15 protein-coding genes are annotated in these 19392 nt (G+C 68.1%); 11 read left to right on the forward strand and 4 right to left on the reverse strand.

From position 1 onward, the window contains the following. Positions 1 to 8: 8 nt before the first annotated feature. Both MRS60_RS06135 and MRS60_RS06140 read right to left on the reverse strand, forming a co-directional pair. Positions 9 to 1037 carry an ABC transporter substrate-binding protein gene (locus MRS60_RS06135; protein ID WP_243565388.1) on the reverse strand — a complete coding sequence of 343 codons (1029 nt, stop codon included), beginning with the start codon at positions 1035 to 1037 and terminating at the stop codon, positions 9 to 11. 73 nt (positions 1038 to 1110) lie between these two features. Further along, positions 1111 to 2136 (reverse strand): LacI family DNA-binding transcriptional regulator, encoded by a 1026-nt coding sequence (locus tag MRS60_RS06140; RefSeq protein ID WP_243565389.1) that lies wholly within the window; start codon positions 2134 to 2136, stop codon positions 1111 to 1113. Positions 2137 to 3150: 1014 nt separating this feature from the next. Between MRS60_RS06140 and MRS60_RS06145 the strand changes: the two genes are divergently transcribed. The 8 genes from MRS60_RS06145 (at position 3151) to MRS60_RS06180 (ending at position 12989) form a co-directional block, all read left to right on the forward strand. Next, positions 3151 to 4383 (forward strand): 3-methyl-2-oxobutanoate dehydrogenase (2-methylpropanoyl-transferring) subunit alpha, encoded by a 1233-nt coding sequence (locus MRS60_RS06145; RefSeq protein WP_131946833.1) that lies wholly within the window; start codon positions 3151 to 3153, stop codon positions 4381 to 4383. Continuing rightward, entirely contained in the window at positions 4380 to 5426 is a 1047-nt protein-coding gene (locus tag MRS60_RS06150) for an alpha-ketoacid dehydrogenase subunit beta (protein WP_371286988.1), read from the forward strand. The genes MRS60_RS06145 and MRS60_RS06150 overlap by 4 nt, the downstream gene beginning before the upstream one ends. 1 nt (position 5427) lies before the next feature. After that, positions 5428 to 6777: a dihydrolipoamide acetyltransferase family protein gene (locus tag MRS60_RS06155; RefSeq protein WP_243565390.1), complete on the forward strand. Its 1350-nt coding sequence runs from the start codon at positions 5428 to 5430 to the stop codon at positions 6775 to 6777. Between the two features lie 5 nt (positions 6778 to 6782). Beyond that, a complete protein-coding gene (lpdA, locus tag MRS60_RS06160) occupies positions 6783 to 8174 on the forward strand; it encodes a dihydrolipoyl dehydrogenase (protein ID WP_243565391.1) in 1392 nt (463 codons plus the stop codon). A 393-nt stretch (positions 8175 to 8567) separates the two neighbouring features. Next, positions 8568 to 9197, forward strand: coding sequence for an NAD(P)H-binding protein (locus tag MRS60_RS06165; protein WP_217587999.1), 630 nt, complete (start codon positions 8568 to 8570; stop codon positions 9195 to 9197). 147 nt (positions 9198 to 9344) lie between these two features. Next, positions 9345 to 10022 (forward strand): SOS response-associated peptidase family protein, encoded by a 678-nt coding sequence (locus MRS60_RS06170; protein ID WP_131946836.1) that lies wholly within the window; start codon positions 9345 to 9347, stop codon positions 10020 to 10022. Positions 10023 to 10326: 304 nt separating this feature from the next. Next, positions 10327 to 11757: a purine-cytosine permease family protein gene (locus tag MRS60_RS06175; RefSeq protein ID WP_217587998.1), complete on the forward strand. Its 1431-nt coding sequence runs from the start codon at positions 10327 to 10329 to the stop codon at positions 11755 to 11757. 173 nt (positions 11758 to 11930) lie between these two features. After that, entirely contained in the window at positions 11931 to 12989 is a 1059-nt protein-coding gene (locus tag MRS60_RS06180) for a porin (RefSeq protein ID WP_432207831.1), read from the forward strand. 58 nt (positions 12990 to 13047) lie between these two features. Here the strand turns inward: MRS60_RS06180 and MRS60_RS06185 are convergent, their stop codons facing one another. Then, positions 13048 to 14004 carry a LysR family transcriptional regulator gene (locus MRS60_RS06185; protein ID WP_034183237.1) on the reverse strand — a complete coding sequence of 319 codons (957 nt, stop codon included), beginning with the start codon at positions 14002 to 14004 and terminating at the stop codon, positions 13048 to 13050. Between the two features lie 192 nt (positions 14005 to 14196). Between MRS60_RS06185 and MRS60_RS06190 the strand changes: the two genes are divergently transcribed. Genes MRS60_RS06190 through MRS60_RS06200 form a run of 3 tightly spaced genes read left to right on the forward strand, consistent with a single transcriptional unit; the run spans position 14197 to position 17858 of the window. Beyond that, the gene (locus tag MRS60_RS06190; RefSeq protein ID WP_034183238.1) at positions 14197 to 15507 is read left to right on the forward strand and encodes an MFS transporter; all 1311 of its coding nucleotides are present in this window, start codon (positions 14197 to 14199) and stop codon (positions 15505 to 15507) included. A 31-nt stretch (positions 15508 to 15538) separates the two neighbouring features. Further along, positions 15539 to 16810 carry a Zn-dependent hydrolase gene (locus MRS60_RS06195; RefSeq protein WP_243565393.1) on the forward strand — a complete coding sequence of 424 codons (1272 nt, stop codon included), beginning with the start codon at positions 15539 to 15541 and terminating at the stop codon, positions 16808 to 16810. Between the two features lie 25 nt (positions 16811 to 16835). Continuing rightward, positions 16836 to 17858: a histone deacetylase family protein gene (locus tag MRS60_RS06200; RefSeq protein WP_034183240.1), complete on the forward strand. Its 1023-nt coding sequence runs from the start codon at positions 16836 to 16838 to the stop codon at positions 17856 to 17858. A gap of 48 nt (positions 17859 to 17906) precedes the next feature. On the opposite strand, the gene MRS60_RS06205 is transcribed toward MRS60_RS06200, so the two are convergent. Continuing rightward, positions 17907 to 19112, reverse strand: coding sequence for an MFS transporter (locus MRS60_RS06205; protein ID WP_034183241.1), 1206 nt, complete (start codon positions 19110 to 19112; stop codon positions 17907 to 17909). Between the last annotated feature and the right edge of the window lie 280 nt (positions 19113 to 19392).

Consider the following 19392-nt stretch of genomic DNA (forward strand, 5'->3'; position numbering starts at 1 on the left):
CCGGCGGCTTACTGCATCACCTGCAGATACTGCTGGCCGAACGCCTGCTGGCCGGCCGCCATCTTGCCGAAGTCGACCGGCTTCGCACGCGCATACTCGCTCGCCGGCAGGAACTTCGACGCGACATCGGCGCCGAGCGCCTGTGCGCGCACCGGGCGCAGGTACGCGTTGGCCCACAGCTTCTGGCCTTCGTCCGACAGCACGAAGTCGAGCACCTTCCTGCCGTTCGCGTCATGCGGCGCGCCCTTCACGAGGCTCATCACGTACGGCACCGCGATCGTGCCTTCCTTCGGAATCACGAACTCGACGTTCGCGTTGTCCTTGTATTTCGCGCGATACGCGTCGAAGTCGTAATCGAGCAGGATCGGAATCTCGCCGGACAGCACGCGCGCATACGCGGTCTGCTTCGGCACGATCGGCGCGTTCGCCTTCAGCTTGCGGAACCAGTCGAGCGCCGGCTTGAAGTTGTCGAGGCTGCCGCCGAGCGCCTGGTTGACGGCCACCGCGCCCGCGTAGCCGACGAATGCGCTGGACGGATCGAGATAACCGACCATGCCCTTGTATTCGGGTTTCAGCAGATCGGCCCACGAGCGCGGCACCGGCTTGCCGTCGAGCGCGTCCTTGTTCACGAAGAAGCCGAGCGTGCCCGAGTGGATCGCGAACCAGTAGCCTTGCGGGTCCTTCAGGTTCGCGGGAATGTCGTTCCAGTGCGCCGGCTTGTACGGCGCGATCACGCCCTTGTCCTTCGCCTGGAATGCAGACGACACGCCGAGGTAGACGACGTCGGCGACCGGGCTCTTCTGCTCGGCGATCAGCTGCGCGATCGACTGGCCCGAGTTCTTGTTGTCGAACGGCACGCGGATGCCGGTCTTCTGCTTGATCGCCGCGATCTGCGCGGCCCAGTCGGCCCATTCGGGCGGGCAGTTGTAGCAGATCGCCGTTTCGTCGGCTTGGGCGGCGGGTGCGCCGGCGAAAAGTGCGGCGCAGGCGAGCGGCGCGGCGAGTGCGCGCAGCAGCGAGGTCAGGCGAAAGGACACGGTGGGTCTCCGGGCGAGTGTGTGGCGCTGGGGTGGGGTGGTGGTCGGCGTGCGTGGTCGCACGCCGGTGCGTTCAGGCCTTGCGCAATTGCAGGTCGGTGGCCGGCGGCGCGACCGTCGCGCCGTCGCGCACCGCGTGCGGCAGGATCAGCGACGTGCGTTCGATCGTTGCGCCGCCGATGCATTCGACGAGACGCTGCCATGCGTGGCGGCCGATGTCGCGGTTCGGCGTCGCGACGCTCGCGAGCGGCGGTGCGAGCAGTTCGCCGATCGCGATCCCGTCGAAGCCGAGCACCGACAGGTCGTCCGGGATCGAGAAGCCCGCGCGGCGCAGGCCGCGCATCACGACCATCGCGAGCAGGTCGTTGCTGCAGAAGAGCGCGGTCGGGCGCGTGGCGCGCGAGGTCAGATGCGCGAGCACCGCGTCGGGCAGTTCGGGCGCGTTGAAGTCGACTTCGACCGGCGGCAGCGTGGCGACGCCGCTTTCCTCGAGCGCCTGCGCATAACCGAGATGGCGCTGGCGCGCACGATCCGATGCGGCGAGCGAACCGGCCAGCATCAGCACGCGGCGGTGGCCGCGCGCGGTCAGCAGCCGCACGCCGTCATAGGCGGCGCGGCGGTTGTCGACCGACACCGACGGGCGGCGCTGCGTGTCGTTGTGCATCAGCACGTAATGCGGGCCGTCGCGGTCGAGCATGTCGAGCAGCGGGTGCGTGTCCGCGTCGGCGACGGTCAGGATCAGCCCTTCGACGCGCTGCTCGCGCAGCGTCTCGATTGCGTGACGCTCGCGCGCCGCGTCGTACTCGGTCGTCATCAGGATCAGCTTGAAGCCGGCCGCCGTCGCGAGTTCGTCGATGCCTTGCAGGCAATCGGCGAACACCGGGTTCGACAGCGTCGGCACGACGACGCCGACGAGCCGCGTGCGTTCGCCGCGCAGTTGCCGGCCGAGCGGGCTCGGGCGGAACTGCAGCGTGTCGATCGCGGTGCGGATCGTCTGCAGCGTGGCGGGGCTGACGGTATGCGGTGCGTTGATCGCACGCGAAACGGTGGCGATCGAGAAGCCCGCGAGGGCAGCAACGTCCTTGATGGTCGAGGTCATGAAGTAGCGCGATGTAAACGTTTTCGGCAGGGGGGATTATCGAAAACGTTTGTGACTTCGCGATGACTTGCGCGACGCTTGTTTCGCAACAGGCGCGATACAAACGTCAGACGGTTTGGGGCCGTCGGACAAGGCGGACTCGATTGTATCGGCGGATGTTGCGGCGCGGGACGAAATCGCGGGCGGTGTCGTATCGGCGCCGATTACACTGGATGAAGGCGTGCGATGCGATGGTGCGTCGAGTGGCGATGGAGTGCGCACGTACGACGCGTCCCAACGCATGTCGCCCGAATAAGGGAACGCATGCGCAAGCAATGGTAGAATCGCGTCCGCCCTCTTGCCGGGGTGATGAAATTGGTAAACATAGCGGACTTAAACGATTGAGTGCCCGGCCGGAAACGGTCGGTGCAGAACCCTTCAAATTCGGCGAAACCCCTGATGCGCGCATCGAGGCAACGCCGAGCCAAGCCTCGCGGCTCCCGCGAGGAAGGTGTAGAGACTAGACGGGGGGCGCCTAAGGCGCACGGGCAGCGGTCACGCCCGCGCGCGACGGCGAAGGCATAGTCCAGCGCACGAACGGCATCGCGCTCGCGACGCCGGCTTCGAAAGAAGCAGTGTGACGAAAATCCGCCGCCTTGATTGGCTTGCCGGTTCAAGTCCGGTCCCCGGCACCACGATCGCTTCCACGCGATTCCATGAAGGCCCGAAAACCCGCGAGAGATCGAACGCTCGCGGGTTTTTTGTTTCTGCGGCGTTGCATCGGATGCGATGACCATGCAACCGACACAAGCGCGCGCGACCGCCACCTGCGACAGGCATACCATCCCGCCATCCCGCGCCTATCATGGCAAATATGCTCACCGCGATCGAGCGGGTTGGTCATCGACGGCCGGCGCGGCATTGCATAGATTTCCAAGGTTGGCGCGCTTATCCGCGCGCCAGCCCGCGCGCAGGCCGGCAACCGGCCGCGCGCGCCTATCAGCGTGAGACACAATCGAGCGTGGAGACGACACGATGAGCCTGTCAGAGCCATTGCGTCTGCATGTGCCGGAGCCCACCGGGCGCCCGGGCTGCAAGACGGACTTTTCCTATCTGCATCTATCGCCGGCCGGCGCGGTCCGCCGGCCGCCGATCGACGTTGCCCCGGCGGACACCGCCAATCTCGCCCGCAGCCTCGTGCGCGTGCTCGACGACAGCGGCAAGGCCCTCGGCCCGTGGGCGCCGGACCTCGACGATGCGCGCCTGATCGCCGGGCTGCGCGCGATGCTCAAGACCCGCATTTTCGACGCGCGCATGATGATCGCGCAGCGCCAGAAGAAAATCTCGTTCTACATGCTGAGTCTCGGCGAAGAGGCGATCGGCACCGCGCACGCGATGGCGCTGCGCGACGGCGACATGTGCTTCCCCACCTACCGGCAGCAGAGCATCCTGATCGCGCGCGACGTGCCGCTCGAGCGAATGATCTGCCAGCTCATGTCGAACGAAGGCGACCCGCTCAAAGGGCGCCAGCTCCCCGTGATGTACTCGGACCGCGACGCGGGCTTTTTCTCGATCTCCGGCAATCTCGCGACGCAGTTCATCCAGGCGGTCGGCTGGGGGATGGCGTCGGCGATCAAGGGCGACACGAAGATCGCGTCCGCATGGATTGGCGACGGCGCGACGGCCGAAGCCGACTTCCACACCGCGCTCACGTTCGCGCACGTGTACCGCGCGCCGGTCGTGCTGAACGTCGTCAACAACCAGTGGGCGATCTCGACGTTCCAGGCGATCGCGGGCGGCGAAGGCACGACGTTCGCGGGGCGCGGCGTCGGCTGCGGGATCGCGTCGCTGCGCGTCGACGGCAACGACTTCCTCGCGATCTACGCGGCGTCGAGCTGGGCTGCCGAACGCGCGCGCCGCAATCTCGGCCCGACGCTGATCGAGTGGGTGACCTACCGCGCGGGCGCGCATTCGACGTCGGACGACCCGACCAAGTACCGGCCGAGCGACGACTGGTCGCATTTCCCGCTCGGCGATCCGATCGCCCGCTTCAAGCGCCACCTGATCGTCAAGGGCATCTGGTCGGACAGCGCGCACGACGCGCTGACGGCCGAGCTCGAGGCCGAGGTGATCGCCGCGCAGAAGGAAGCGGAGAAATACGGGTCGCTGGCCGACGACCGGATTCCGTCGCCGGCCTCGATGTTCGACGACGTGTACAAGGAGCTGCCCGCGCATCTGCGCCGTCAGCGCCAGGAACTGGGAGCATGACCATGGCGCAACTCGAGACAGGCACGGCGACGCAGCCGATGACGATGATCCAGGCGCTGCGCTCGGCGATGGACGTGATGCTCGGGCGCGACGGCGACGTGGTCGTGTTCGGGCAGGACGTCGGTTATTTCGGCGGCGTGTTCCGCTGCACCGAAGGACTGCAGAACAAATACGGCAAGTCGCGCGTGTTCGATGCGCCGATCTCGGAAGGCGGGATCGTCGGCGTGGCGGTGGGGATGGGCGCATACGGGCTGCGCCCGGTGTGCGAGATCCAGTTCGCCGACTATTTCTACCCGGCATCCGACCAGATCGTGTCGGAAGGCGCTCGGCTGCGCTATCGCTCGGCCGGCCAGTTCACCGCGCCGATGACGATCCGGATGCCGTGCGGCGGCGGTATCTACGGCGGCCAGACGCACAGCCAGAGCCCGGAGGCGATGTTCACGCAGGTGTGCGGGCTGCGCACGGTGATGCCGTCGAATCCGTACGACGCGAAAGGGCTGCTGATCGCGTCGATCGAGAACGACGATCCGGTGATCTTCCTCGAGCCGAAACGGCTGTACAACGGGCCGTTCGACGGCCATCACGAACGGCCCGTCACGTCGTGGCTCAAGCACCCGGCGAGCGCGGTGCCCGAGGGCTACTACACGGTGCCGCTCGATACGGCCGCCGTGGTGCGGCCCGGCAACGACGTGACGGTGCTGACGTACGGCACGACGGTGCACGTGTCGCTCGCCGCGGCCGAGGAAACGGGCATCGACGCGGAGGTGATCGACCTGCGCACGCTGTGGCCGCTCGACCTCGACACGGTCGTCGCGTCGGTGCGCAAGACCGGGCGCTGCGTCGTGGTGCACGAGGCGACGCGCACCTGCGGCTACGGCGCGGAACTGGTGTCGCTGGTCCAGGAACATTGCTTCTACCACCTCGAGGCGCCGGTCGAGCGCACGACGGGCTGGGACACGCCGTATCCGCATGCGCAGGAATGGGCGTACTTTCCGGGCCCGGCCCGGGTCGGCGAAGCGTTGCGACGCGTGATGGAGGCGTGAAATGGGGATTCATGTCATCAAGATGCCGGATATCGGCGAAGGGATCGCCGAGGTCGAGCTGGTGGCCTGGCATGTGGAAGTCGGACAGACGATCACGGAAGACCAGCCGCTCGCCGACGTGATGACCGACAAGGCGGCGGTCGAGATTCCGTCGCCGGTGTCGGGCAAGGTGCTGGAACTTGGCGGCCGGATCGGCGAGATGATGGCGGTCGGCAGCGAGTTGATTCGGCTCGAAGTTGAAGGCGATGGCAACCTGAAGGCGGGTGCGCCGGCGCGCGAAGCGCAGGCGAATGCGGAAGCGGCGCCGGTTCAGACGGTAGCGGCGGCAAAGCCGGTGCCGGTGGCCGACGCGCCGGCGGCAGCGCCTGCGGCCGCTGCGGCGCCGGATCGTGCGGCGAACCGCGCCCCCGCGGAGCCGCGTCGTGCGGAACGTGCCGAGCATGCGGCGCAGCCGCGCGCGGCGCTCGCGCCGGGCGAACGGCCGCTCGCGTCGCCGGCCGTGCGTCAGCGCGCATGGGACATGGGCATCGAGCTGCGCTATGTGCGCGGCACGGGTGAAGCCGGGCGGATCCTGCACGCGGACCTCGATGCGTATGCGAAGACGAGCGGCGGTGCGGCGCGTGCGTCGCAAGCGCACGGCTACGAAGAACGCAACGACGAAACCGAAGTGCCGGTGATCGGCCTGCGGCGCGCGATCGCGCGCAAGATGCAGGAAGCGAAGCGCCGCATTCCGCACTTCAGCTATGTCGAGGAAATCGACGTCACCGAGCTCGAATCGTTGCGCGCGGACCTGAACCGCCGCTACGGCGATACGCGCGGCCGGCTCACGCCGCTGCCGCTGCTGATCCGCGCGATGGTGATCGCGCTGCGCGACTTCCCGCAGATCAACGCGCGCTTCGACGACGAAGCGGGCGTCGTCACGCGCTACGGCGCGGTGCACATGGGTGTTGCGACGCAGACGGATGCGGGCCTCACGGTGCCCGTACTGCGTCATGCGGAAGCGCGCGACGTATGGTCGATCTCCGCCGAAATCGCGCGGCTCGCCGATGCGGTGCGCGCGAACCGCGCGCAGCGCGACGAGTTGAGCGGCTCGACGATCACGATCTCGAGCCTCGGCGCGCTCGGCGGCATCGTGTCGACACCGGTCATCAATCATCCCGAAGTCGGCATCGTCGGCGTGAACCGGATCGTCGAGCGACCGATGATTCGCGACGGCGCGGTCGTCGCGCGCAAGATGATGAACCTGTCGTCGTCGTTCGACCATCGCGTCGTCGACGGCGCGGACGCGGCCGAGTTCATCCAGGCCGTGCGCGGGGTGCTCGAACGCCCGGCACTGCTGTTCGTGGAGTGACGCCGATGAAAAACGAACACACCACGCTGCTCGTGATCGGCGGCGGCCCGGGCGGCTATGTCGCCGCGATCCGCGCCGGCCAGCTCGGCATTCCGACCGTGCTGGTCGAGCGCGACCGGCTCGGCGGCACGTGCCTGAACATCGGCTGCATTCCATCGAAGGCGCTGATCCACGTGGCCGATGCGTTCGAACAGGCGTGCGGTCAGGCCGGCGAAGGGGCGCTCGGAATCCGCGTGCGCACGCCCGAGATCGACATCGCGCAAAGCGTCGCGTGGAAGGACGGCATCGTCGACCGGCTGACGCGCGGCGTCGGCGCGCTGCTCAAGAAGAACGGCGTGCGCGTGCTGCACGGCGAAGCGCGCGTGGTCGACGGCAAGACTGTCGACGTCGTCGCCGGCGGCCACACGGCGCGGATCGGTTGCGAGCACCTGTTGCTCGCGACCGGTTCCGAACCGGTCGAACTGCCGTCGATGCCGTTCGGCGGGCGCGTCGTGTCGTCCACCGAGGCGCTGTCGCCCACGACGTTGCCGAAGCGGCTGGTCATCGTCGGGGCCGGGTATATCGGGCTCGAACTCGGGATCGTCTATCGCAAGCTTGGTGTCGACGTCAGCGTCGTCGAAGCGGCGGAGCGCGTGTTGCCTGCGTACGATGCCGAGCTCGCGAGGCCGGTTGCCGATTCGCTCGCGCGGCTCGGCGTCGGGCTGTGCCTCGGCCACAAGGTGCTCGGGCTCGCGCAGGACGGCGCGGTGCGTGTGCAGGCGGCCGATGGCGCGGAACGGACGCTGCCGGCCGATCGCGTGCTGGTCGCGGTCGGCCGCCGGCCGCGCGTCGACGGCTTCGGGCTCGAAGCGCTGCCGCTCGATCGCAACGGCCGGGCGCTGTGGATCGACGACGAATGCCGGACGTCGATGCGCAACGTGTGGGCGATCGGCGACGTCGCCGGCGAGCCGATGCTCGCGCATCGCGCGATGGCGCAGGGTGAGGTGGTCGCCGAGCTGATTGCCGGCCGGCGCCGCAAGTTCATGCCGGCATCGATCCCGGCCGTGTGCTTCACGGATCCCGAGATCGTGACGGCCGGCTGGTCGCCGGACGACGCCCGCGCGGCCGGCGTCGATTGTCTGAGCGCGTCGTTTCCGTTCGCGGCGAACGGGCGCGCGATGACGCTGCAGGCAACCGAAGGTTTCGTTCGCGTCGTCGCGCGGCGCGACAACCACCTGATCGTCGGCTGGCAGGCCGTCGGGCGCGGCGTGTCGGAGCTGGCTGCGGCGTTCTCGCAGTCGCTGGAGATGGGCGCGCGGCTGGAAGACATCGGCGGCACGATCCATGCGCATCCGACGCTGGGCGAAGCGCTGCAGGAAGCGGCATTGCGTGCGCTGGGGCACGCGTTGCATGTTTGACGCGTCGTTCTGAAACGGAGGCGCCGGTGCGCAATGTGCGCATCGGCGGCTTTCAGGTTGTCGTGCCGTTTGCTGCGAGCTGCGCCGGTTTCTGAGCCGAAGCAAATCCGAATCGGTCGCGCACGGCTTTGGCGACGCAAAAAAGCCCGCGAATGGGCTTTATATCGTTCGTCGCACAAATATCTGATAACCATAATCTTTAATGGTCTGAGATGCGATGGCCCGGAGCCGGCGGCGCGACGCGGCCAGTTCGAGATAGGGCATGAGTGCAGCCTGTAATTTTTAGAGATGGGGGCCGGTTGCCGGCGCCACGTCGGCCGACCATCATGTCGGTAGCCGGAAACCGGGCCGCTCCCGGCCCGCCAACGCAGGCTCCACACGGAAGAACCGGACATGAAACTGCTGCTCGTCGGCGCGACCGGACTCGTCGGGCGCCACGTCCTCGAAGTCGCGCTTGCCGATGCGCGGGTCGATCACGTGGTCGTCCTCGCGCGTAGGCCGTTGTCGCCGCATCCGAAGATGCGCGCACTGGAGGTCGACTTCGATCATCTGCCCGACACGGCCGACTGGTGGCAGGCCGATGCGGTGATCTGCACGCTCGGCACCACGATGCGCGCCGCCGGCTCGCAGGCGGCATTCCGGCGCGTCGATCACGACTATCCGCTCGCGGTCGCGCGGCTCGCGCACCGGCACGGCACGCCGGCCTACGTGCTGAACTCGGCGCTCGGCGCGGATCCGGCGTCGCGCATCTTCTACAACCGCGTCAAGGGCGAGGTCGAACAGGCGCTGGCCGGCGTCGGGTTCGCGTCGCTCACTTATGTGCGGCCGGGCCTGATCGGCGGCAGCCGCGACGAATTCAGGCTCGGCGAGCGGCTGCTGGTGTTCGCGTTGAACATCGCCCGACCCGTGTTGCCGGCGAAGTGGCGCGTGAATCCCGCGTCACGGATTGCGCGCGCACTGGTCGACGCCGCGATCGACGCGCGGCCGGGTGTGCAGGTCGTCGCATCGGATCGGCTCGTCTGAAGCGGCGCGCGCGCATGACGGGATGCGCCGGCCGAATCCCGGCGCATGGTCGATTCGTAAAACCGTTTCGTCATACAAAGCGATAGCGCGCTCGCGGCACGCGCGCTGACCTACGATGGAGACATTGCTTCCATCGTCCTTCGAACCGTGTGCACCCACTACCGCGCCCCCGGTGAAGACCCGGGCATCAGCGAGCTGAAGATCGGCATCGGCGATCTGTACCGCCGCGACCCGTGGGCACCCGACGTGTATCCCGACTACGCGGCGCCGATCGCGCGCGCCGACGGCGACGGCCTCGCGGTCGTGGCGGCCGTGTTCGGCTTCTGGCCGAAATTCATGCAGCCCGAGCGGCTCGACGAGAACGGCCGGAAAAGAAAGAAGCTCGATACGATGAACGCTCGCGCGGAAACGGTCGGTTCGTCGCGGCTCTACGGTAGTGCGTGGCGCAACGGCCAGCGCTGCCTGATTCCGGCGCGGTGGATCTGCGAGCCATGTTACGAAACCGGCCGCAACGTGTGGCAGCGGATCGGCGTCGACGGCTGGCAACCGTACTGTGTCGCCGGCATCTGGCGGCGCTACGAAACCGACGACGGCCGCGAATGCATCGGCATGGCGATGCTCACGGTGAATGCCGACGATCATCCGGTGTTCGCGCGGATGCATCGGCCCGGCGACGAGAAGCGGGGCGTCGTGATCCTGCGGCGCGACGACTACGACGAATGGCTGCATGCGCGCGGCAGCGAAGCCGCGCGGCGCATGCTGAACCTGCTCCCCGCCGGCGACATGGCGGCCGCGCCCGATCAGGCACCGCCCGCGAGCGCCTGACCTTTCATTTTTCCGACGTCCGACTTGCAATCAAATCCGCCGGACGCGTCGCGATCATTCGGACAATTTCCAAAATTTGCCGATTCCGGGTAATCACCGATATCTCGCAAGTTGTATATACAAGATCATCCGCTGGCAATGTCGGCACACGTCGTGCCGCTTGCGCGCCAGCGTGCAAACCGTGCGTGCGTGGCGCATGCCGGCGATCCACGGCGCCCCGCACCCGAAGAGCCGAAAGGGCGGCTCGCAGATTCCTGTCTTGTTCAAACCATTTGCGATCCTGAGTATTTTGGAGATTTCCCCCGTGTCAACGAATTCCAGTGGAAAAGCCGGCGGCCTGATCGAGGTTCGCTCGATCGACTTCATTCCCGATGCCGAACGCCACGGCGGACTGCTGAGCCAGTTCACGCTGTGGCTGTCGGCGAACATGCAGATCACCGCCATCGTCACCGGTGCGCTCGCCGTCGTGCTCGGCGGCGACGTGTTCTGGTCGCTGGTCGCGCTGCTGCTGGGCCAGCTCGTCGGCGGCGCAGTGATGGCGCTGCACGGCGCGCAAGGGCCGCAGCTCGGGCTGCCGCAGATGATCTCGAGCCGCGTGCAGTTCGGCGTGTACGGCGCGATGATCCCGATCGTGCTCGTGTGCCTGATGTATATCGGCTTTTCCGCCAGCGGCTCGGTGCTGGCCGGGCAGGCCGTCGCGCAGCTGCTGCACGTCGACGACGCTGCAGGCATCCTGCTGTTCGCGGCCGTGATCGTCGTGCTGACCGTGTTCGGCTATCGCGCGATCCACTTCGTCGGCCGGATCGCGAGCGTGGTCGGCATCGTCGCGTTCGTCTACATGTTCTCGCAGCTGTTCGCGAACCACGACGTCGGCGCGCTGCTCGCGAACAGGCATTTCTCGCTCGCGAGCTTCCTGCTGTCGATGTCGCTGTCGGCGTCGTGGCAGATCGCGTTCGGCCCGTACGTCGCCGACTATTCGCGCTACCTGCCGCGCTCGACGTCGTCGGTCGCGACGTTTCTTGCGGTCGGCCTGGGCTCGGTGATCGGCGCGCAGGCGGCGATGGTGTTCGGCGTGTTCGCGGCCGCACTGGCCGGCAGCCAGTTCGCGCACCATGAGGTCGCGTATATCGTCGGTCTCGGCTCGACGGGCGCCGTGGCCGCGCTGCTGTACTTCAGCATCGCGTTCGGCAAGGTGACGGTGACGGCGCTCAACGCGTACGGCAGCTTCATGTCGATGGCGACGATCGTCAGCGGCTTTCGCGGCAAGGGCGCGGTATCGTCGAAGAGCCGCCTCGTGTACATCTTCGGGATGATCTGCGTGTCGACGCTGATCGCGCTCGCGGGCCGCCATTCGTTCCTGAAGGAATTCACCGCGTTCATCCTGTTCCTGCTCGCGTTCTTCACGCCGTGGAGCGCGATCAACCTGGTCGACTACTACTGCTTCACGCGCTCGCGCTACGACGTGCCGGCGCTGTCCGATCCGGATGGCCGCTACGGCCGCTGGAACGCGATGGCGATCACGATCTACGTGGTCGGCATCCTCGTGCAGCTGCCGTTCATGTCGACGCATATCTACACCGGTCCGCTCGTCGACGCGCTCGGCGGCACCGACATCTCGTGGATCCTCGGCCTGATCGTGCCAGCCGTGCTGTATTACGTCGGTGCGCGCGCGTCGCGTCGCGTTATCCCCGAACGCCTGATCCTGCCGCTCGAACGCGGCGAAGTTCACCACTGACGACACGTCTCGCGCATCGGGCCGGCCGTCTGCCGGCCTGAGCGGTATGTCGTGCCGGGCGCGGCCTGCGCCGGGCTCCCCTGCACATTCGCTTTCCCGCGATGCCGGTGCGGCGCTACCGCCGCACCCGGCGTCGTTTCATTCTCGTTCAATAAAATAGTATGACTAAGCAAATGAAATGCCGCGGGAGCGCTTCCCCGGTGCGGCCGCCGCATGCCGTTCTTCGCATGACGGTCGCGGCCGCGTGCCTTTGCGGCTCGGGCGCCGCGCTCGCGCAGGACGGCGTCACGCTGTACGGCGTGATCGACGAATTCGCGCAATACGTGAATACGGGCAACGGCTATACGGCGGCGATCGGCTCGGGCGGCCAGTGGGGCAGCCGGTTCGGGCTGAAGGGCGGCGAGGATATCGGCGGCGGGCAGAAAATCGAGTTCGCGCTGGAAAACGGCTTCAACCCGAACGACGGCTCGCTGGCGAGTTCGGGCAGCATGTTCAACCGGCAGGCGTGGGTCGGCGTCGCGGGGCAGTGGGGCAAGGTGCGCGCGGGCCGGCAGAATTCGCCGCTGTTCAACGACCAGGGCGGGCAGGATGCGTTCGGCGGCGTCACGCAGGCGTCCGGCATGGACAACCTGACCGTGTTCGCGTTCCGCACCAGCAATACGCTGTCGTACCAGAGCCCGGAGATCGCCGGCTTCCAGGGTGGGCTGTATTTCGGGTTCGGCGATGCGGGCGGCGCGCGCTCGGCTGGCTCCAGCCAGCAGTTCGACCTGACCTACGAGCACGGGCCGTTCGCTGCGTTCGTCGCGGGCCAGTGGCTGAAGAACGCGACGGCGACCACGACCGATCGCACGCTCATGGCCGGCGCGTCGTACGCGTTCGGCAACGCAACCGTGTACGGCGGCTTCTCCGCCGTGAAGTGGGCCGACCTCGGGATCGATTCGCGCGTGTACGGGCTGTCGGTCAAATACCAGTTCAACCCGGCGAACTATGTCGCGCTTGGTTACGCGTATCTGCACGACCAGTCGTCGCAGGGCAACAACGCGGACCAGCTCGGGCTGATGTACGAGTACGACCTGTCGAAGCGCACGAGCTTCTATGGCGCGCTGTCGTACCTGCGCAACCGCAACCAGGCCGGCTACACGCTCGCGGGCGCGGCGAACCCCGGCCTGCCGCTCGCGTATCCGGGCGCGAATGCGCGCGGCGTGCAGCTCGGCATCGTGCATCGCTTCTGATGCCGTCGACGCGCCGGGCCGTGTGCGCCCGGCGCTTTCTCCGCGCGCGCTCGCGCCGCTATTTCCCCAGCCGCTCCGCGAGCGAATAGCGCTGCATGCAGCGCTCCATCGCGTCGAGAAACGCGTGCTCGGCCGCGTTCATCTTGCGGTCGCGATGCCACAGCAGGAACACGTCGACATCGACGAGCCCGTCGTCGGGCGGCAGCCGCCACAGCCGCTGCTGCGCGATGTCGTCGCGCACGATGTGCTCGGGCAGGCAGCCGATCCCGTAGCCCGCGAAGATCAGCCGCCGCACTTCCTCGAGGCTCGGCGACGACGCGACGATGCGCCCCGTGAAGCCCTTCTGGTCGCGGAACACGGTGAGCGGCGACAGGCTGTCGCCGATCTGGTCGCTCGTGAACGACACGAAATTTTCCGCGAGCAGATCGTCCATCCGCAGTTGCGTCTGCCCGAACAGCCGGTGATGGCGGCCGCAGTAGATCGCATAACGCTGGCGCAGGAAGCAGCGCATCTCGAGCTTGTCGTGCGGCGTGCGGCACAGGCCGAGCCCGGCCGTGGCCGTCTTCTGCAGTAGCGACGAAAGAATGTCCGACGAGCGCATCACTTCGATCTGCAGGTCGATGCGCGGATACGCGCGATGGAAGTCCGCGAGGAACTCGTCGTAGACGGGCGATTCGATGCGGCTCACGGTCAGCAGCCGGATCGAACCGGTCAGGTCGGCCGTGCTGTCGTCGATTTCCGTTTCGAGGCGCGAGATGCCGCCGTAGATGTCGCTCGCGATCCGGTATACGGCTTCGCCGGCCGGCGTCGGCGCGAAGTGCGCGCCGCGCCGCTCGATCAGCCGGCGCTCGAGCGCGTCCTCGAGCCGCCGCAATGCCTGGCTCACGGCCGGCTGCGTCACATGCAGGCGCGCGGCCGCGCGGCTCACGCTGCGCTCCTGGATGATCACCAGGTAGGTACGCAGCAGGTTCCAGTCGAGACGGTCGTTCAGGAACGGGGCGAGGTCGGGGCGCATCGGGTCTCCGGGCGAGGCGTCGGGTCGGACATTAGTTGAATTTATACGGCGAATAATAACTTGAAATTTGACTAATGATTTGCGGTCGCCGATAAAGGAGGGGAGCCGCAGCGTGCGGCGCGAGGCCGCCACAGACGGCCGTCACCACGATATTGCGTGTCGCCCGCAACGCGGCGCGCATCAGGAGCCCGCATGACCCAGTCCCTTCCTTCCGCCCGCCAGCCGGGACGCGCCGCGACGGCCGCGTTCATCGGCACGATGATCGAGTGGTACGACTTCTACATCTACGCGACCGCCGCCGCGCTCGTGTTCGGCGAACTCTATTTCCCGTCGCACGACCCGTTCGTCAGCACGATGGCGTCGTTCGCGACGTTCGCGGTCGGCTTCTTCGCGCGGCCGCTCGGCGGCGTCATCTTCGGCCATCTCGGCGATCGTATCGGCCGCAAGAAGGCGCTGATGACGACGCTGATGATGATGGGCGTCGCGACCGTCTGCGTCGGGCTGCTGCCCGACTATTCGAAGGTCGGCGTGCTCGCGCCGGTGCTGCTCGTCGTGCTGCGCGTCGTGCAGGGGATCGCGGTCGGCGGCGAATGGGGCGGCGCGGTGCTGATGGCGGGCGAGCATGCACCGCAGGGGCGCCGCACGTTCTTCGCGTCGTTCGCGCAACTCGGCAGCCCGGCCGGGCTGATCCTGTCGCTGATCGCGTTCCGCGCGGTCACGTCGATGGACAAGGCCGACTTCCTCGCATGGGGCTGGCGCCTGCCGTTTCTCGCGAGTTCGGTGCTGCTCGTGGTCGGCCTCCTGATCCGGCTCGGCGTGAACGAGTCGCCGGAATTCGCTCGCATGAAGGAAGCGAACCGCACGGTGAAGCTGCCGGTCGCCGAAGTGTTCCGTTCCGCGTCGGGGCTCGTGCTGCTTTGCATCGGCGCGAACACGATCGGGATCGCGGGCGTCTATTTCACGAACACGTTCATGATCGCGTACACCACGCAGTACGTCGGCGTATCGCGCTCGCTGATCCTCGACAGCCTGTTCGCGGTTGCGATCATCCAGTTCGTCGCGCAGCCGATCGCCGCATGGATCGCCGAGCGGATCGGCGGCGCGCGCTTCCTGAAGCTCGCGGCGCTGCTCGCGATGCTGTCGCCGTATCCGATGTTCATGCTCGTGCAGGGCGGCACGTCCGCGTCGCTCGTCGCGGGCATCGCGCTCGCGGTCGTGTGCATGGCCGGTTTCTATTCGGTGATCGCGGGCTTCGTCAGCGACGTGTTTCCCGCGCATGTGCGCTATTCGGCGATCTCGCTTGCGTACCAGATCTGCGGCGCGATCGCGGGCGGCCTGACGCCGCTCGTCGGCACGTGGCTCGCGCATCGCTTCACGGGTCAGTGGTGGCCGCTCGCGGTGTTCTACACGTGTCTCGCGGGCATCTCGCTGCTCTGCATCGTCGCGCTCGATGCGCGCCGGGCGGCGCAGCCGGCCGCTGCCGAAGCGCTCGGTTCGCATTGAACCATTAAGAACGAATTCATCCGGAGTGCAAATGAAAGACCTGTTGGAAATCGACGGCGCGCGTCTGTGGCAGAGCCTGGCCGACATGGCACGTGTCGGCGCGACGCCGCGCGGCGGCGTGCGGCGCCTCGCGCTCACCGACGACGACCGCCGCGGCCGCGACCTGTTCGCGCAATGGTGCCGCGACGCTGGGATGACGGTGAGCGTCGATGCAGCCGGCAACCTGTTTGCGCGGCGCGACGGCACCGATGCGCAGGCCGCGCCGGTGCTGATCGGCAGCCATCTCGATACGCAGCCCGAAGGCGGCCGCTTCGACGGCGTGTACGGCGTGCTCGCCGCGCTCGAACTCGTGCGCACGCTGAACGACGCAGGCGTCGCGACCGACAAGCCGCTGGAAATCGTGTCGTGGACCAACGAGGAAGGCGCGCGCTTCGCGCCGGCGATGCTCGGCTCGGCCGTGTTCACGGGTGCGTTGCCGCTCGACGAGGCGCTCGCGAAGCAGGACGCCGACGGCGTCACGCTCGGCGCGGCACTCGACGCATGCGGCTATCGCGGCACGCGCGCGACGGGCGGCGCGGTCGATGCGTATTTCGAAGCGCATATCGAGCAGGGGCCCGTGCTCGAGGCGAACGGCACGACGATCGGCATCGTCACGGGCGGGCAGGCGATCCGCTGGCTCGACGTGACGGTAACGGGCGTCGCCGCGCACGCGGGCACGACGCCGATGCCGTATCGCAAGGACGCGTATTTCGCGAGCGCGCAGATCGCGCTCGAACTCGAACGGATCGTCGCCGGCTACGCGCCGCGCGGGCTCGCGACGATCGGGCAGGTCGGCATCCGCAACGCGTCGCGCAACACCATCGCCGGCGACGTGACGTTCACGGTCGACCTGCGCCATCACGACGACGCCGAAGTCGATGCGATGGAGCGCGACCTGCGCGATGCGTGCGCGCGCATCGCCGCCGCGCGCGGCGTGCAGGTCGCGATCGACACCTGCTGGCGCAGCCCGGCGACGCCGTTCGATCGCGATTGCGTCGAGCTGGTCGCGCAGGCGGCCGCCGCGTTCGGCTACACGAACGAGCGGATCGTCAGCGGCGCCGGCCACGATGCGATCCTGCTCGCGCGCCGCTTCCCGACCGCGATGGTGTTCATCCCGTGCGTCGACGGCCTGTCGCACAACGAAGCCGAGGATGCGTTGCCCGACGACGTGACGCGCGGCACGAACGTGCTGCTCCATGCGGTGCTGGCGCGCGCCGGCGTCGCCGCGCGCGCCGAAGCGGCGACCACCGCGCACGATGCATGACGCGGCGAACCGACGAGGACGAACGATGAAAACCTATTTCCATCCCGAACAACTGCTGCACCATCCGCGCAGCTACCTGTCGCGCGGGCAGATGCGCGAACCGCAGGAAGTGCCCGAGCGCGCGGCGCGGCTCGTCGCGGCGGTGCGCTCGCTCGACTTCGACGTGTGCGAGCCGGCCGACCGCGGCACCGCGCCGATCGCGGCCGTGCATGACATGAACTACCTGCGCTTTCTCGAGGACGCGCACCGCGACTGGAAGCAGATGCCCGACGACTGGGGCGACGAAGTGATGTCGAACGTGTTCGTGCGCGATCCGAACCCGCTGCGCGGCATACTCGCGAAAGCCGCGCGCTACCTCGCCGACGGCAGCTGCCCGGTCGGCGCGAACACGTGGCGTGCCGCGTACTGGTCCGCGCAGGGCGCACTCGCGGCCGCGGCCGACGTCAACGACGGCGCGCGCGAGGCCTACGCGCTGTGCCGGCCGCCCGGCCATCATGCGCGTCGCGACGCGGCCGGCGGCTTCTGCTACCTGAACAATGCGGCGATTGCCGCACAATCGCTGCTCGGCCGCCATCGGCGCGTCGCGATCCTCGACACCGACATGCATCACGGGCAGGGCGTGCAGGAGATCTTCTACGGTCGCGACGACGTGTTGTACGTATCGATTCATGGCGATCCGACCAACTTCTATCCGGTCGTCGCCGGCTACGAGGAAGAGACGGGCGCGGGGGCGGGCGACGGCTTCAACCTCAACCTGCCGATGCCGCACGGCGCGCCGGAGTCAGCGTTCTTCGAGCGGCTCGATGACGCGCTGCGCGCGCTCGCGCGGTTCGAGCCCGACGCGCTCGTGCTCGCGCTCGGCTTCGACATCTACAAGGACGATCCGCAATCGCAGGTCGCCGTCACGACCGACGGTTTCGGGCGGCTCGGCGGCGCGATCGGCGCGCTCGGGTTGCCGACGGTGATCGTGCAGGAGGGCGGTTATCACCTCGACAGCCTCGACGCGAACGCGCGTGCGTTCTTCGGCGGGTTTGCCGGCGCGCGCTGACGCAGCAGCGCCGGATCGCGTGCGCCGCCGGCGCGGGACGGGTCGCGATTACGAATTCGCGGTGGCCGGTGCGCGGCGACGCTGCGTCATCTGCAGCACGACGAGCGCGAGTCCGGCCGCGGCGATCAGCCCGCCGACGAGCGGCACGGCCGAGTAGCCGAAGCCGGCCGAAATCGCCGCGCCGCCGGCTGCCGCGCCGACCGCGTTGCCGAGGTTGAACGCGCCGATGTTGACGGCCGACGCGAGGCCCGGCGCTTCGTGCGCCGCACGCATCACGCGCATCTGCAGCGGCGGCACGACCGCGAACGTCGCGATACCCCACACGAGCAGCGTGACCGCGGCGCCGGCATGCGTGCTCGCGAGCAGCGGGAACGCGGCCATCGTCGCGATCAGCAGCAGCAGGAAACCGACCAGCGTACCGTCGAGCGATCGATCGGCCAGGCGGCCGCCCGCGATGTTGCCGATCGAGAAGCCGACGCCGATCAGCACGAGCATCGCGGTCACGAAGCCGGGCGTCGCGCCGGTCAGGTGTTCGAGCGTCGGCGCGACATACGTGTAGAGCGTGAACATCGCACCGGCGCCGAGCACCGTCGTCCCGAGCGCGCCGAGCACGACCGGGCGCGTCAGCACCGACAGCTCGGCGCGCAGGTCGGGCATCCTGCCGGCTTCCCCCTTCGGCAACGCGGCGAACAGGCCGGCGATCGCGATCAGGCCGAGGCCCGCGGTCGCCGCGAACGACATGCGCCAGCCGATGATCTGGCCGAGCCAGGTCGCGGCCGGCACGCCGCCGACGTTCGCGATCGTGAGGCCCATGAACATCGTCGCGACCGCGCTGGCCTGCTTGTCGCGCGGCACGAGGCTGGCCGCGACCACCGAGCCGAGCCCGAAGAACGCGCCGTGGTTGAGGCTCGTCACGAGGCGGGCGAGCAGCAGCGTCGTGTAGCCCGGCGCGACGGCCGACAGCAGGTTGCCGATCGTGAAGATCGACATCAGCGCGATCAGTGCCGAGCGGCGCGACCAGCGCGCGAGCAGCAGCGTCATCAGCGGTGCGCCGACCATCACGCCGATCGCATACGCGCTGATCAGCATGCCGGCCTGCGGGATCGACACGTGCACGCCGTCGGCGATCACGGGCAGCAGGCCCATCGGCGAGAACTCGGTCGTGCCGATGCCGAACGCGCCGGCGGCGAGCGCCAGCAGCGGCAGCGCGGCGCTGCCGCCGGGGCGGGAAGGAGAGGAAGTCGTGGCGTTCACGCGATGGGCTCCTGTAATCGAGGGACAACAGCACGGGGGCCGTCGAGGATAGCGCGAAGTGTGCCTGCATTACTTTTGCGGAAAAAGCTGCATGCGGACGAAATTATCTTGATTCGATGTCAACAATTGGGAGCGCACGAGGCCCGCGGGCGGCGCGCCGGCAGGGCGGGCGAACGAAGATGCGTGTTGCGAAAGGCTTTTCGTCATGCGAAGGGCGTGGCCCCCGGCCGGGGGATCGCGATCCGGTGGTGGCTTGCGGCGGATCGACGCTCGTCGCGCG

The organism is Burkholderia pyrrocinia, from assembly GCF_022809715.1.
GTDB classification, from domain to species: Bacteria; Pseudomonadota; Gammaproteobacteria; order Burkholderiales; family Burkholderiaceae; genus Burkholderia; species Burkholderia pyrrocinia_C.

Excerpts from the sequence above, each read along its gene's own strand:
- MRS60_RS06140 (WP_243565389.1), bottom strand. The coding sequence starts at position 2,136 with ATGACCTCGACCATCAAGGACGTTGCTGCCCTCGCGGGCTTCTCGATC.
- MRS60_RS06145 (WP_131946833.1), top strand. The coding sequence starts at position 3,151 with ATGAGCCTGTCAGAGCCATTGCGTCTGCATGTGCCGGAGCCCACCGGG.
- MRS60_RS06150 (WP_371286988.1), top strand. The coding sequence starts at position 4,380 with ATGACCATGGCGCAACTCGAGACAGGCACGGCGACGCAGCCGATGACG.
- MRS60_RS06155 (WP_243565390.1), top strand. The coding sequence starts at position 5,428 with ATGGGGATTCATGTCATCAAGATGCCGGATATCGGCGAAGGGATCGCC.
- lpdA (WP_243565391.1), top strand. The coding sequence starts at position 6,783 with ATGAAAAACGAACACACCACGCTGCTCGTGATCGGCGGCGGCCCGGGC.
- MRS60_RS06165 (WP_217587999.1), top strand. The coding sequence starts at position 8,568 with ATGAAACTGCTGCTCGTCGGCGCGACCGGACTCGTCGGGCGCCACGTC.
- MRS60_RS06180 (WP_432207831.1), top strand. The coding sequence starts at position 11,931 with ATGAAATGCCGCGGGAGCGCTTCCCCGGTGCGGCCGCCGCATGCCGTT.
- MRS60_RS06185 (WP_034183237.1), bottom strand. The coding sequence starts at position 14,004 with ATGCGCCCCGACCTCGCCCCGTTCCTGAACGACCGTCTCGACTGGAAC.
- MRS60_RS06190 (WP_034183238.1), top strand. The coding sequence starts at position 14,197 with ATGACCCAGTCCCTTCCTTCCGCCCGCCAGCCGGGACGCGCCGCGACG.
- MRS60_RS06195 (WP_243565393.1), top strand. The coding sequence starts at position 15,539 with ATGAAAGACCTGTTGGAAATCGACGGCGCGCGTCTGTGGCAGAGCCTG.
- MRS60_RS06200 (WP_034183240.1), top strand. The coding sequence starts at position 16,836 with ATGAAAACCTATTTCCATCCCGAACAACTGCTGCACCATCCGCGCAGC.